Source organism: Microbacterium sp. NPDC079176 (assembly GCF_040686675.1).
GTDB lineage: Bacteria > Actinomycetota > Actinomycetes > Actinomycetales > Microbacteriaceae > Microbacterium.
Genome location: NZ_JBFBLM010000005.1, coordinates 19,890 through 33,778 on the forward strand (window position 1 = coordinate 19,890; position 13,889 = coordinate 33,778).

The following is a 13,889-nucleotide window of genomic DNA, read 5'->3' on the forward strand; positions in this document are numbered from 1 at the left end:
GGGACGGGGTGCCGGTGCTGCTGGTGCCGCCGGTGGATTCGCTGTCTCCGAGGATGGAGATGGCGTTGCCGGTGACGTCGATCGGTGCTGTGACGGGTGCGGTGACCTGGGTGCCGCTTGCGATTCCGTCGTCTCCGGACGTCTCCGCTCCGGTGTTGCTGCCTCGGGACGGGGTGCCGGTGCTGCTGGTGCCGCCGGTGGATTCGCTGTCTCCGAGGATGGAGATGGCGTTGCCGGTGACGTCGATCGGTGCTGTGACGGGCGCGACGACCTGGGTGCCGCTTGCGACCCCGTCGTCGCCCGAAGTGGTCGGCTCAGTCGATCCCACGCCGCCGCCGTCCGAGGATGCCGGTGCTGCAGCATTCTGGCCCGTTGCCTCGCTGTCGCCGAGCAGGGTGATCGCGTTGCCTGAGACGGTGACCGGAACGTCGACGTCCAGCAGGGCCTGGGTACCCGAGAGGACGCCGTCGGCGCCGTTCGTCGTGATCGCGGGAGCGGGAGCGGGAGCGGGAGCCGGGGCCTGGGGAGCCTCAGCCGGAGCAGCCGCCGTGCCGCTCGACGAGTCTCCGAGCACGGTGATCGCGTTGTCGGTCACCGTGACAGGCACGACGACGTCCACGACGGCCTGAGTGCCCGATGCGGTGCCGGAATCTCCACTCGTGGTGGCGGCCGGTGCGGGAGCGGGAGCGGGAGACGAAGCGGGCGCCGAGGTCTGCTGGGCGGAGGTGTCTCCGAGCAGTGAGACCGCGTTGCCGACGACCGTCACGGGCACCGAGATCGGCGCATCCGCTTGGGTGCCCGAGAGCAGCCCGTCTTCTCCTGAGGTGTCTGCCGCGTTGGCGGCTGTTGCGCCGAGCAGGGTGATCCCGCCGGCGAGAAGCGTGCCCCACAGGGCCCGCTTGATGTATGTACGCATGATGACCTTCTCCTGACTGGAAGTGGGTGGTCTGGATGGGTGCACGCGAAGAGCATGTGCGCGCGCAGCACGGCATCTGTCGTTCACGAGGAACGACCGGACAACCCGTCAGTCAGGAGAGACGTCGGTGTCGGCGACCAGAGACGTCGGAAGGACGTCGTCGGATGCACCGGAAGTGCGCTCCACAGTGCGGAACGCAGAAACTCCCGCATCGCTGAGGCGCGCGGGGGTGAATGAGGATGCTCCGCTCGAACCGGCGGAGGAAGTAGGCGCGGAGGGGGCTCCGGCGGGCGGTGCAGAGGGGGACTCCTCGACGTCGGCTGCCGGCTCGTTCACCTCGGATGCCGCGACGGACACCGTAGGCGGGAGGTCGGACCCGGCCGACGGAATCACCGGCTGGCGCACCGCGGACGTGGAGAAGTGACCGCGTGTCGGCTCATCGGCCAGGGGGGAAACCGTTCCGAGCGGCGCTGTTCCGATCGGACCGGGGTCGGGGTCCGATCCGGAGGATCCGGGGCGTGCGGGGGTGATGGCCTCGAGCACCGGCGGGAGAGTGTTCTCGACCACCGTGCCGACAGTCGGGGTGGTCGCGTCGATGACGCCGACGACATCGTCGATCACCGGCGTCACTCCGAGATCGTCGACCAGTTCTCCGACGATCGGCAGCTCGGTGATCAGATCCTGCACCGGGGCCACGATCTCGGCGACCGGGGATCCGTCCAACAGATCGGTCACGGGAGTGATGACGGCCCCGGTGGTGTCGGTGGCGGCGTCGACGATCGGCGACGTCGCAGGGCCCACGACGGGCACCTGAGCGATCGTCTCGGCGACGTGTTCGACGACCGGAGGTGCCACCTGCTGCACGGGCTCGACGACGTGAGTGACGACGGGCTTGACGACCTCGGTCACGACCGGCTGGACGACCTGGGTGACCACAGGCTGGACGACCTCGGTCACGACGGGTTCGACCGGCGCGACGATCGGCGAGGTCACCGACGTCACGGTGTCTTCGACCGATGAGACGGTCTCGCTCACGATCGAGGAGACGCCGTCGAGCAGCGAGTCGTTCGATCCGTCGTCCGCGCTCGCGGACGAACCGCCCGTGAGGATCGTGATCGCGGCCCACGCGATCGCGCCCACGCCACCCCAGAGAGCGACGGCAGGTAGGCCGCGGCGGGTTGCCTGAGCGTTCACGTCGACTTCCCTCCCCCGAGAGCGATCGTTCGTCCTCGACGCACAGTACGTCGATAGCGGGTGACGATACTCCCGGTATATCGCCGTGTCTAGAGGGTTCCGCTCGGAAACGATGACATATCGCGCACATTTCGGAGGGTTGCGCACTGTGACGCGCCCGGTGGAATCTCGGCTTGACTTTCCCCAGGTTCTACACATCCCATCCCGGATTCGATGAACCTTCAATGCCCGGTTGAACCACGATCTCATCCACAGGGTGGGGAAACTCTAAATACCAGATCAGGTGCAAAAAGAAACTTGTGTTTCGAGGTACTCCACCGACTTATCCACATGCGTTCTGCACAGACTCTCCGGACTTGTTCGCACGCTTTCCACATAGTTATCCACAGGCCGTGTTGCGACCGAAAACCCCCGCTCGTAGCGTGGTCCAGCGACCCGATGTCGGAAGTGCCTGGTTTGCTGTGCGGACGGCCCTTCTCGAGCTGATTCGCATCGCGTGACCGACGCAGTCGGCACCGAGCACACCGGAAGAACCGTCGCATCGAAGGGAGCAGCGTGTCGATCGCCGACATCTCAGAGGAGCGCCTCGGAGGCAAGCGTCCACAGGAGCGAACGCCTCCCCACGACACTCTCGCCGAACAGAGCGCCCTGGGTGGAATGCTCCTCTCGAAGGATGCTGTCGCCGACGTCATCGAGACGCTCAAGGGTGCCGACTTCTACATCCCCAAGCACGAGCTGATCTTCGAGGCGATCCTGTCGCTCTACTCGCACGGCGAGCCGACCGACGTCGTCGCCGTCACGGACGAGCTCATCAAGACGGGAGAGCTGAGCCGGGCCGGCGGTGCCGACTATCTGCACACGCTCACCTCGATCGTCCCCACCGCCGCCAACGCCGGCTACTACGCGGGCATCGTGTCGGAGCGGGCGATCCTGCGTCGTCTGGTCGATGCGGGAACGCGTATCGTGCAGCTCGGCTACGACGGACAGGGCGACGCGACCGACCTCGTCAACAACGCCCAGGCCGAGATCTACTCGATCACCGGCTCCGAGACCGCAGAGGACTACGTGCCGCTGCAGATCGCGGTCGACGCCGCGCTCGAGGAGATCGAGGCCGCCAGCGGTCGCGACGGGTCGATGACGGGTGTCCCGACCGGCTTCAAGGAGCTCGACGAGCTCACCAACGGCCTGCACGGCGGGCAGATGATCGTCGTCGCCGCTCGTCCCGCCATGGGTAAGTCGACGCTCGCGCTCGACTTCGCCCGCGCTGCCTCCATCGGCCACAACCTCCCCTCGGTCTTCTTCTCACTCGAGATGGGCAAGAGCGAGATCGCGATGCGTCTGCTCAGTGCCGAGGGGCAGATCCCTCTGCAGAACATGCGAAAGGGAAACCTCGACCCGCGGGACTGGACCACGGTCGCCGCGACCCGCGGACGCATCAACGACGCTCCGCTCTACATCGACGACAGCCCGAACATGACGCTGGTCGAGATCCGGGCGAAGTGCCGTCGACTCAAGCAGCGTGAGGGTCTGCGGATGGTCATCATCGACTACCTGCAGCTGATGACGTCAGGCAAGCGCGTCGAGTCGCGTCAGCAGGAGGTCTCGGAGTTCTCGCGAAGCCTCAAGCTCATCGCCAAGGAGCTGCAGGTTCCGGTCATCGCTCTGTCGCAACTGAACCGTGGTCCCGAGCAGCGCACCGACAAGAAGCCCGCGATCAGCGACCTGCGTGAGTCCGGCTCGATCGAGCAGGACGCCGACATGGTGATCCTGCTGCACCGCGACTCGGTCTACGACAAGGACGTTCGTCCGGGCGAGGCCGACCTGATCGTCGCCAAGCACCGTAACGGCCCGACCGCGACGATCACCGTGGCCTTCCAGGGCCACTACTCGCGCTTCCACGACATGGCACCGGGCGGCGACTTCAACTGAGTCGCGCTCCCTCGCAGGTCGGGGGAGGACGGGACGCCCCCACCACGGGGGAGGTAGCAGAAAGGGCGCCCCATCCGATGCCGCCGATGAGCGGCACCCCAGCTGTCGCGTTACAGCGCGACAGAGCTGTGACGCAAGCGTGACACCGGCCGACGCGCCGCGCAAGACCTATTGTCGACCGGTATGCCGCCGCTACTCGCGAGGCGGGTTCAGCGGCAGCCACTCTTCGAGAGTCGTCTCGAAGATGTGCGCCCCGTCGACCGGGATGAGGGTGCGCTCCTCGATCTGCGCACCGTAGTACGGCGCAGCGTCATCACGCACGACCGTGCGAGGATCGCCACGGAAGGCCAGGGCGCGGCGCGCGAACTCGTCCATGCCGAAGGCCTCCGGGCCTGCGATCTCGATGTCGCCGGTCGGCTCACCGGCCGCAGCACGGGCCACTGCCGTGGCGACATCCTCGGCGCCGATCGGCTGGATCAGCGCCCCGGGCAGCGTCACTGTGTCGCCGTCGGTCGAGATGTCGGCGATGCTTCCCACGAACTCGAAGAACTGCGTGGCGTGCACGAGGGAGTATCGGATCCCGGAGTCACGGATCAGCGTCTCCTGCGCGACCTTCGCCGCGAAGTAGGGGATGTTCTGCGGGCGGTTCGTGCCGACGATCGTGAGAGCGACGTGGTGGGTGACACCGGCCGCGGCCTCAGCGGCGAGCAGGTTGCGAGTCGACGTGGTGAAGAACTCCAGCACATCGTCGGGGGCGAACGAGGGGGAGTTCGACACGTCGACCACGGTGTGGGCTCCGACGAGAACCTCCGCGAGGCCCTCGCCGGTGAGCGAGTTCACGCCGGTGTTCGGCGATGCGGCGACGGCGTCGTGGCCGTGCTCCGTCAGCTTCGCGACGACCTTCGAGCCGATGAGGCCGGTGCCTCCGATGACGACGATCTCTGCCATGTCCAAACCTTTCTTCGGTGACGACGCCCGGGTGGCGTCTGCCAGGTATGACCGCTGAGTGCCCGAAGATGTGACGCCTCGGGTTCTCAGATGCTGGCGGGCGTCTTCACCCTCCAGTCGTGATACCTCGTCGGAGCGATCGTCGCGGTCATCTCCGGCAGCAGGTCGCGGGCGGCGAGATGCGCGCCGAAGTACGTTCCGAGCGGATCCGGGACGACCTCCCGATCGTCCTGTCTCGCCCGCAGGTCGAGTGCCGCGAGTTCCGTCAGGCTGAACACCTCGGGGCCGCCGAACTCGATCATCCCGACACGGGGTTCTCCGAGCGCTGCCGTTGCGACCGCGTTCGCGACGTCGTCGGCCGCCATCGGCTGCACGAGCACATCGGCGATGTGCGCGGCTCCCTCGCGCAGGGCGTGGTCGGTGATGCTGCGGATGAACTCGAAGAACTGCGTCGCATGCACGAGGGTGTACGGGCGACCGGATGCCGCGATGAGGCGTTCCTGCTGATGCTTGGCGATGAAGTATCCGCCCTGCGCGCGTGCGAGGCGGTCGGTGCCCACGACCGACAGGGCGACGTGATGGGAGACGCCCGCGGCTTCGCCGTAGGCGAGCAGGTTCATCGTCGAGGTGGAGAAGAACTCCTGCGCACCGGCCTCGTCGGTGTACGACGAGTTCGACACATCGACCACCGCGGATGCGCCGGCGAGAGCGTCGTCGAGCCTCTCGCCGGTGAATGAGTTCACCCCCGTGGCGCGGGACGCGACGACGACGTCGTGTCCCGCGCCCTTCAGGATGCGCGTGACGCGGGTGCCGATCAACCCCGTGCCGCCGATGACTGTGATCCTCATGCCGCTCCTCCGATCGAGTGATGCGGACGAGCCCGCATGTACCTGGTTGACCGGCCGGCGGACCCGGCTGTGACGGAATCGCCAGGATTCGTCACAGATCGCGTCGCTCTCCGGTCAGAGCTGTGAGTGGGAGCGCCGACGGCGCGGAAAGGGGAGTGCGCATGCGGCGACCTCTGGTGCAGAGTGAAGACGTGACCGCGACACGTGACGAGCACAGCGGGTCGATCCGAGACCTCGGCACCGCGGTCTCGGTGTTCGCCGCCCAGCGTCGCCGACTGTTCGGCATCGCCTACCGGATGCTGGGCACCGTGGCCGACGCCGAGGACATCGTGCAGGAGACTTGGATCCGCTGGCAGAACACCGACCGGACCCAGGTGCAGGAACCCGCCGCTTTCCTCACGACCATCACGACGCGTCTGTCGATCAACGTTCTCCAGTCGGCTCGCGTGAAGCGGGAGACCTACATCGGGCCGTGGCTGCCTGAACCGGTCAACACCGACGACGATCCCTCGCTCGGCGCCGAGCGCGCCGAGGCGCTGCAGTTCGCGATCCTGCTGACGCTCGAGAAGCTCACCCCGACCGAGCGTGCGGCGTACATCCTCCGCGAGGCGTTCGACTATCCGTATCCCCGCATCGCCGAGATCATCTCGTCGAGTGCGGTGAGCGCTCGACAGCTGGTGAGCAGGGCTCGCGCGCACCTGGCCTCGGCGAAGCAGATCACCGTCGAGCCCTCGCATCAACGTCACCTGCTCGAGGCCTTCCTCGCCGCCGCGCGGAAGGGCGATGCCCGGGAGCTCGAGAAGCTCTTCGCCGCCGACGTGGTCAGCTACACCGACGGCAACGGGGTGAAGCTGGCGGCGCGGATCCCGGTGATCGGTCGTGGCCGCGTGGCGCAGTTCGTGGCTGCCTTCGCGCACCACTTCTGGACGGGCAAGTCGATCGGGTGGGTGGAGGTCAACGGTCAGCCCGCCGCGACGCTCGTCGAGAACGGTGAAGTCACCACGATGGTCACCGTCACGGCGTCCGACGAAGGGATCGAGCAGTTGCTCTGGGTGATGAGTCCCCAGAAGCTCGGACACATCACCGCGGTCGCGACATGACTCGCGGGCGGCATCCGGCGCGTCTGGGTCGGCGACCTCGGGATGCCTCCGAACCGATCGCTGTGGAAGAACTCCGGCTGGCGCTCGCCGCGGGCGACCGCGCCGGCATCCGCTCGATGCTGCACCCTGACGTGGTGATGATCATCGACAGCGGAGGTCGCATGCCGCAGTCGTCGACCGCCGTCGACGGGACCCACACGGCATCCGCGGAGCTGGCGGCACTGGTGGCGACCGGCCCCACGGTCTCGATCGCGTCGATCAACGGCTCCGCTGGACTCGTGCTGGAACGAGACGGCGCAGTCGTCGCGGCGGTGTCGGTCGAGAGCAGATCAGGGCTGCTCTCGCGCATCTGGGTCGTCTGCAACCCCGACAAGCTCACCCACTGGAACCGACGCCGCGACGGCTAGAGCGTGATGTCGGATGCCGAGGCGAGCGCCCGCCACTCGGTCGATCGGGCGCTGCGCCGGTCGAGCACATCGGCATCGAGCAGCGGGCCGACATCCAGCCCCGTCACCCGGATGATCTCGGTGATCGGAACCTGGAAGGTGCGGAATGCGCCGAGCGGCGGAACCGCGAAGAGACCGTCCGGTGACTCGACGAGCTCTGACTGATCGAGCACGAACCCGGCCGCTGACAGACCGTCGGGGCCCTGCCACGCCGCGATCTTCCAGAACAGAAGAGGGATGCGGATGCCGCGGTACGGCGGATCGTCGTCTCCCAGCACAGGGGCCGTGAACACCGAGATCCGCTGATCCGTCGTCTCGGCATACTCGAGCACGTGGTCTTCCAGACCGAGCCAGAGCTCTGCGGACTGATTGAAACCGGCGGCCTGCGGGGCGGCGTTCGGATAGAAGAACGTCGCCTCGGTCGCCGCCCGAGCGTCGTCGACATCACCCCAGCCGGGGTCGCGTCGGCGCACGAGGTGGCCGCGATCGAGGTCGTTGCGCGCATACACCTCGGGTCCGGTCTGCAGTGCTGCATCGACTCGGGGGTCGAGCTGCCAGTCCCCGGTGCGGGGCAGCTCGCGCAGCAGCGCCCCGTCGATGTTCACGCCCGTCACGGCGGCCAGGCGGCGCTCGCGGTCGAGCAGCACGCTGAAGTGGGGGTAGGTCAGCTCCGTCGCATCGCGGGCCGGCCCGGGCAGGGGCACTCGCGTCGGAAGGAAGTCGAGGTCGTATCCGTCTGCCATACCGACATACTGCCTGGTTCCACCGACATCGCCGCGGCCTCGCCGCACACGCGAACGCCCCCTCCGAAGCGAGCTCGGGAGGGGGCGTCCGCGGTCAGCGACTCACGGCGTGGGCATGCCGCCGTTGACGTTGAGCGTCTCGCCGGCGACGTAGCTCGACTCCGCGGAGGCGAGGAAGACGTAGGCGGGGGCGAGTTCTGCGGGCTGGCCCATGCGGCCGAGCGGGGTGTCCTCCCCGAACTCCGGGAGCTTCTCCTGCGGCTGTCCGTCGCTCGGCTGCAGCGGCGTCCAGATCGGTCCCGGTGCCACGGCGTTCACACGGATGCCCTTCGGCGCGAGCTGCTCGGCGAGGCCCTTCGTGAACGCGTTGATCGTGGCCTTGGTCGACGCATAGTCGACGAGGATTCCCGACGGCGAGTAGGCCTGGATCGACGTGGTGTTGATGATGGTCGAGCCTGCCGGGAGGTGCGGCAGCGCGGCCTTCGTGATCCAGAACATCGCGTAGACGTTGGTCTTGAAGGTGTCGTCGAACTGCTCGTCGGTGATGTCGGTCAGCGACTCCTTGTAGATCTGCTTGCCGCCGTTGTTCACGAGGATGTCGAGCCCGCCGAGTGCACCGACCGCCTCCGAGACGAGCGTGCGGCAGTACTCGGGGTCACGGAGGTCACCGGGGATCTGAGCCACGGTCGCGCCGGCGTCGCGGAGGATGCCGGCGATGCGCGCCGCATCCTCTTCCTCTTCGGGCAGGTACGAGAGCGCGACGTCCGCGCCCTCGCGTGCGAAGGCGATCGCAGTCGCCGCGCCGATGCCGGAGTCGCCGCCGGTGATGAGCGCCTTGCGTCCGGTCAGTCGGCCGGTGCCGCGGTAGCTCTCCTCACCGAGGTCGGCCTTCGGACCGAGGTCGGCATCGAGGCCGGGCTCCGGCATGTGCTGCTTCTCGGGTTCGATGTCGGAGTAGAGCTCGGCCGGGTTGGTGAAGGTGTACTGGTCGCGAGACATGGGGGTTCCTCTCGGTCGCTGGTCTGGGGGTATGGCTCCAGCGTGCGCCGACGTCGGAATGTCGGCCAGCACCTTGCGTCTCACGCCGAGGGTCGCTAGAGAGGCCGCCGAGAAGGGGTCGACCCACGCGGACGCCGGGGGTAGCCTCGCCGCATGGCCAGACTCATCTACTCCATGATCACGTCGCTCGACGGATACGTCAGCGGGCCTGACGGCGGGTTCGACTGGGCGCTCGACGACGACCTGCACGACTTCATCAACAAGCAGTTCGCAGACGTCGGCACCTACCTCTACGGGCGGCGCATGTACGAGACCATGGTCTATTGGGAGACCGCTCATCTCGAACCCGATCAGCCGCAGGTCGGCATCGACTACGCGCGGGTGTGGCAGGCCGCGCAGAAGGTCGTCTTCTCGAAGACCCTCGCCGAGGTGTCGAGCGAGCGCACCCGGCTCGAGCGCACGTTCGATCCGGAGGTGATCGCGCGGTGGAAGGCTGAGTCCGACAGCGACTTCTCCGTCGACGGCCCCACTCTCGCCGCCGAGGCGATCCGCGCGGGACTGGTCGACGAGTTCGGTCTCTTCATCGGACCGGCGATCGTCGGTGGTGGCAAGCCGTTCTTCCCCGACGGGGTGCACGTCGACCTGGAGCTCGCCGAGGATCGGCGCTTCGACAGCGGCGTGATGTTCCTCCGCTACACGACGCGGGGGTGACCGGAAGCGGCCCGCGTGATCAGGGGCGCACGCGAACGGTGCGGCCCTCGAAGGTGACCAGGTCGCCGTCATGCAGCTGGCGTCCGCGCCGTCGATCGGCCTCGCCGTTGACCTTCACGAATCCGTCGATCACGACCTCCTTGGCGTCACCACCCGAGTCGAGCAGTCCCGAGTACTTCAGGAACTGGCCGAGGCGGATCATCTCGCCGCCGATGGAGACATCGTCGATCGGACCGGAATTCGTCATGACTCCGATGGTATCCGGCGGTGCTCAGCTGCGAGCGAGCGCCGCGAGAGGATACGTCTGGCTCGCGGTCAGCCCAGCGCCTTCTGAATCCGCACGCTGAGGCGGTCGGCGGCCCTGGTGGTCAGCGACCGGCGGCTCGCCGTCCGCCGGGTCGTCGTCTGCAGCGCGATCCTCACATCCGATCCGCCGGTCGTCAGGGGAGTCGTCACGATCGTCACGTCGGCCGGTGCCTCGAACAGCGACCCGCGGGTGCTGAACGCGACCGAACGGCTGTCGAAGTATCGCCGCTCGACGTGCTTCAGGTCGGTCACGAGGTGCTGCAGTGCCTGCACGACGGAGTCCGCTCGAGCGGGTGTGTAGAAGTAGGTGTGCGCCGTGACTGGCATGGATCCCCCCGGTGTCCGCATCGTCGGCGCGCGATGGCGACCGAACTCACTGAGAGAGACCCGACGAGTGACGGATCATGACGCTACGCGGGGGAATCGCCTGCGGGAGCCGGGTTCCGCTGCCGGGACGTCTGGCTGAAACCGCGTCGAGCCGCCGACCCCAGAGGGCCGGCGGCTCGAAGAACGACGAGGGCGATCAGTCGTCGATGTCGGTGCCGACGACCGCGTAGTCGGCGCTGAAGTCGATGTCGATCGAGCGGCGGTCGCTGGTGAGCACCGACGCGTCGTAGGGGCTGACCTCGTCGTTGTCGGCGTCGAGGTCGGTGATCATCCCGTCGGCCTCGGCCAGTGCGGCATCCACGAGGGCACGGATCGCGGCCTCGTCGAGGGTGTGGGTCGGAGCCGTGTCGTCGTCCTCCTGCTCGGTCGAGATCACGGTGGCGGCGAGGTCGGCATCCACTCGCACCTCGGTCTCGCTGCCGTTCGCGGCGGTCAGCTGGACCTCCCAGGTGCCGTCGCGCTTCGCGTCGATCGAGGTGACGTCGCCCTCGGCGGCTCCGCGGGCGGCATCCGAGATGTCCACGAGCTCGTCGGCCGAGTCCGTGCCGATCCCGGTCACGGGGCCGCCGCCCTGCGGAGCGCCCTGATCGTCGCTGTCGCTGTCGTCACGGTCGTCGCCGGGCTGTCCACCGCGGTCTCCGTCGTCGTCGTGGGGTCCGTCCGAGACCGAGGGGCGGTCATCGTCGTCGCCGATGTCGTCTCCGATGGCTGCTCCGACGGCCACGCCTCCACCGGCGAGGATCAGGGCAGCCGCGACTCCGCCGCCGATCAGCAGAGCGCGCTTGCGACCGCGCTTCGCGGGAGCTGCGGACGCGGATGCCGGGGCGGCGTTCTCAGCCGCGAGCGGCGCGACGGGAACGGTCTCACCATCGTGGGACGGCGTCGCGGTGGGCGCGGGGGGCGCCGGGGGAGTCGCGTTCGTCGGGAGGTTCTCGGGCGTCTGGTCGGGGGTCGGGTTCTTGTCGTTCATGTCTCGATGCTCTCGCGGCAGTGCTGAAGCCACCCTGAAGCGTCCTGAAGGCGTCTTCAGGAAGCAGGGGCGTCTCGGCCGCAGTGACACGTACCGCCTGCAGGATCCGGGCACGGATGCAGGATGAGACATGGATCCTGTTCCCGCATCCGTGCTCGGGTCCTGCAGACGGCCCGGATGCTGAGGTGGCAGGTCCTGCAGACGGTCCGGATACCGAGGTGCCAGGTGCTGCAGACGGCCCGGATGCTGAGGTGCCGGGTCCTGCAGACGGCCCGGATGCTGAGGTGGCAGGTCCTGCAGACGGCCCGGATGCTGAGGCGTCAGGTCCTGCGGACGGCCCGGACGCCGAGAGAGTGTCAGTCCGAGAGGGGCAGGGCCACGACGAAGCGCGCGCCGCCCCAACGGGAGGCGTCGACCGAGACGGTGCCGCCGCCGGCCACGGCGATGCCCTGCACGATCGCGAGGCCGAGACCGCTGCCTCCCGCATCCCGGCTGCGCGCCTCGTCGAGCCGCACGAACCGTTCGAAGATGCGCTCGCGCTCGTCGGGCGGCACGCCGGAGCCGTCGTCCTCGACGGTCACGAACACCCACGAATCCTGCGGGATCACGCTGATGGCCACGCGAGCCGCACTGTGCCGGACGGCGTTGTCGGCGAGGTTGCGCAGCAGCTGACCGAGCAGGCGGGGGTCTCCGGTGACACGGGCCGCACGGATGCCGGAGCCGTCGACCTCGACGCCCCGAGACCTCAGCCGCCTCACCTCAGCGAGCGCGAGGTCGTCGAGATCGATCGCCTCGTCGTGCGTGCCGCCGCCCTCGTCGAGCCGGGCGAGCAGCAGCAGCGATTCGACGATGCCCTGGAGCCGGAGTCCTTCATCGGACACGACCTCCGCGAGCTCGCCGATGCTCGTGGTGGCCGGGTGGGCCTGCGCGAGCTCGGCGTGCTGTCGGATCGTCGCGAGCGGGGAGCGCAGCTCGTGCGACGCATCGGAGACGAAACGGCGCTGCGCCGTCGCCGAGGCGTCGAGGCGATCCAGCATCCGGTTCATGGTGGTCGCGAGCGCCGCGATCTCGTCCGATGACGGCGGCACCTCGACGCGCCGATGCAGGTGCTCGGCGGTGATCCCGTCGACCTCTTCGCGGATGCGGGTGACCGGTCGGAGGGCCCGCCCGACGACCAGCCACGTGGTCACGGCGACGAGCAGCAGCAGTAGCGGCACGGCCACCGCGAGCAGCAGCGCGACCGTCGACAGCGTCTCGACCCCGTCTTCGATCGACACCGCCAGCACGAGGGTGTCGTCGTCCTCGATGCCGTCGGAGACCACGAGCATGGGCTCGCCGCCGATCGTCAGGGTCTGCGCGCCGTCGGAGACCGGCAGAGCGGTCGACCCCAGTTCGTCGCGCGCATCCTCACTGGCGGCGCGCACCGATCCGTCGCCGCCGATGATCTGCACGATCTCGTCGTCGAGGGTGTCGATGCCGCGTTCGCCGCCTGGTCCGCCGCCGGGGCCGTCAAAGCGATCGGCGAGTTCGTCGAGGCGCTGCTCGGCGGCACGCTCCGCGCTCGCGTGGATGCTGGAGCTCAGGATGCCGTAGAACGAGAACGCCCCGATGAGCAGGGCGACGGCCACGACGAGCGTCGCGCCGAGGGTCGTCCGGGCGCGCACCGATCGGAATGAGCGCCTAGCCACCGTCGACCGCCAATCGGTAGCCGGCACCGCGGATCGTCTCGATCGCCTCGCGTCCGAAGGGCTTGTCGAGCTTGCGGCGCAGGTGTCCGACGTAGACCTCGACGATGTTGGGGTCGCCGTCGAAGTCGTCGTCCCATACGCCGTCGATCAGCTCGCGCTTCGAGAGCACCTGACCTCGATGACGCATCAGGTGCTCGAGCACGGCGAATTCGCGGGCGGTCAGCGTGACCGGGGTCTCGCCCCGCCAGACATGGTGCGACGAGGGGTCGAGCTTCAGGTCTCCGGCTTCGAGGACGGCCGGGCGGGCCACGGCTCCCCGGCGCACGAGGGCGCGGATGCGGGCGACGAGGATCGCGAACGAGAACGGCTTCGTCACATAGTCGTCGGCGCCGGTCTCGAGGGCCTCCACCTGATCCCACTCGCCGTCCTTGGCGGTGAGCATCAGCACGGGCGTCCAGTTCTCCTCGGCGCGCAGGGCCTCGCACACCTTCCAGCCGCTCATGCCGGGCATCATGAGGTCGAGCACGATCGCGTCGTATCGGGTCTCGCGCGCACGCCAGAGCCCGTCGACGCCGTTGTTCGCCACGTCGACCGCGAAGCCCTCGGCCTCGAGTCCCCGGCGTACGGCGTCGGCCAACCGCACCTCGTCGTCAACCACCAGGATCCGCATTCCTCCAGTGTGGCGGGCGCACGCTGAATCCGGG

Annotated in this window: 15 protein-coding genes; 4 read left to right on the forward strand and 11 right to left on the reverse strand. The window is 68.3% G+C overall.

Annotated features, from left to right (window positions below):
• Both AB0P11_RS13050 and AB0P11_RS13055 read right to left on the reverse strand, forming a co-directional pair.
• On the reverse strand, positions 1-916 hold a 916-nt coding region (locus AB0P11_RS13050; RefSeq protein ID WP_363522383.1), incomplete at its 3' end, for a chaplin family protein.
• 108 nt (positions 917-1,024) lie between these two features.
• Positions 1,025-2,110 (reverse strand): hypothetical protein, encoded by a 1,086-nt coding sequence (locus AB0P11_RS13055; RefSeq protein ID WP_082586446.1) that lies wholly within the window; start codon positions 2,108-2,110, stop codon positions 1,025-1,027.
• Positions 2,111-2,665: 555 nt separating this feature from the next.
• Between AB0P11_RS13055 and dnaB the strand changes: the two genes are divergently transcribed.
• Positions 2,666-4,039: a replicative DNA helicase gene (dnaB, locus tag AB0P11_RS13060; RefSeq protein ID WP_053098201.1), complete on the forward strand. Its 1,374-nt coding sequence runs from the start codon at positions 2,666-2,668 to the stop codon at positions 4,037-4,039.
• Between the two features lie 192 nt (positions 4,040-4,231).
• On the opposite strand, the gene AB0P11_RS13065 is transcribed toward dnaB, so the two are convergent.
• Both AB0P11_RS13065 and AB0P11_RS13070 read right to left on the reverse strand, forming a co-directional pair.
• Positions 4,232-4,987: an SDR family oxidoreductase gene (locus tag AB0P11_RS13065; protein WP_363522386.1), complete on the reverse strand. Its 756-nt coding sequence runs from the start codon at positions 4,985-4,987 to the stop codon at positions 4,232-4,234.
• Between the two features lie 86 nt (positions 4,988-5,073).
• Positions 5,074-5,835 carry an SDR family oxidoreductase gene (locus AB0P11_RS13070; RefSeq protein ID WP_363522388.1) on the reverse strand — a complete coding sequence of 254 codons (762 nt, stop codon included), beginning with the start codon at positions 5,833-5,835 and terminating at the stop codon, positions 5,074-5,076.
• A gap of 191 nt (positions 5,836-6,026) precedes the next feature.
• Here AB0P11_RS13070 and AB0P11_RS13075 point away from each other — a divergent pair, with 191 nt between their 5' ends.
• Together AB0P11_RS13075 and AB0P11_RS13080 are read left to right on the forward strand one after the other, a co-directional pair.
• Positions 6,027-6,935, forward strand: a complete 909-nt coding sequence (locus AB0P11_RS13075) for an RNA polymerase sigma-70 factor (protein WP_232224499.1) — start codon at positions 6,027-6,029, stop codon at positions 6,933-6,935.
• A gap of 62 nt (positions 6,936-6,997) precedes the next feature.
• Positions 6,998-7,342, forward strand: coding sequence for a hypothetical protein (locus tag AB0P11_RS13080; RefSeq protein ID WP_056275539.1), 345 nt, complete (start codon positions 6,998-7,000; stop codon positions 7,340-7,342).
• On the opposite strand, the gene AB0P11_RS13085 is transcribed toward AB0P11_RS13080, so the two are convergent.
• Together AB0P11_RS13085 and AB0P11_RS13090 are read right to left on the reverse strand one after the other, a co-directional pair.
• Positions 7,339-8,124, reverse strand: coding sequence for a DNA/RNA non-specific endonuclease (locus AB0P11_RS13085; RefSeq protein WP_056275536.1), 786 nt, complete (start codon positions 8,122-8,124; stop codon positions 7,339-7,341). The genes AB0P11_RS13080 and AB0P11_RS13085 overlap by 4 nt on opposite strands.
• Positions 8,125-8,226: 102 nt before the next feature.
• Complete coding sequence (locus AB0P11_RS13090; RefSeq protein ID WP_053098197.1) at positions 8,227-9,123, reverse strand: SDR family oxidoreductase; 897 nt, start codon at positions 9,121-9,123, stop codon at positions 8,227-8,229.
• Positions 9,124-9,276: 153 nt separating this feature from the next.
• Between AB0P11_RS13090 and AB0P11_RS13095 the strand changes: the two genes are divergently transcribed.
• The gene (locus AB0P11_RS13095) at positions 9,277-9,834 is read left to right on the forward strand and encodes a dihydrofolate reductase family protein (protein ID WP_187249187.1); all 558 of its coding nucleotides are present in this window, start codon (positions 9,277-9,279) and stop codon (positions 9,832-9,834) included.
• A gap of 19 nt (positions 9,835-9,853) precedes the next feature.
• On the opposite strand, the gene AB0P11_RS13100 is transcribed toward AB0P11_RS13095, so the two are convergent.
• From AB0P11_RS13100 to AB0P11_RS13120, 5 genes are all read right to left on the reverse strand, one after another.
• Positions 9,854-10,081: an RNA-binding S4 domain-containing protein gene (locus tag AB0P11_RS13100; protein WP_363522392.1), complete on the reverse strand. Its 228-nt coding sequence runs from the start codon at positions 10,079-10,081 to the stop codon at positions 9,854-9,856.
• A 68-nt stretch (positions 10,082-10,149) separates the two neighbouring features.
• The gene (locus AB0P11_RS13105; protein ID WP_053098188.1) at positions 10,150-10,467 is read right to left on the reverse strand and encodes a hypothetical protein; all 318 of its coding nucleotides are present in this window, start codon (positions 10,465-10,467) and stop codon (positions 10,150-10,152) included.
• 196 nt (positions 10,468-10,663) lie between these two features.
• Positions 10,664-11,497 carry a hypothetical protein gene (locus AB0P11_RS13110; protein ID WP_363522394.1) on the reverse strand — a complete coding sequence of 278 codons (834 nt, stop codon included), beginning with the start codon at positions 11,495-11,497 and terminating at the stop codon, positions 10,664-10,666.
• Between the two features lie 356 nt (positions 11,498-11,853).
• Complete coding sequence (locus AB0P11_RS13115) at positions 11,854-13,185, reverse strand: HAMP domain-containing sensor histidine kinase (RefSeq protein WP_056275530.1); 1,332 nt, start codon at positions 13,183-13,185, stop codon at positions 11,854-11,856.
• Positions 13,178-13,855, reverse strand: coding sequence for a response regulator transcription factor (locus tag AB0P11_RS13120; protein ID WP_056275527.1), 678 nt, complete (start codon positions 13,853-13,855; stop codon positions 13,178-13,180). The genes AB0P11_RS13115 and AB0P11_RS13120 overlap by 8 nt, the downstream gene beginning before the upstream one ends.
• Positions 13,856-13,889 lie beyond the last annotated feature (34 nt).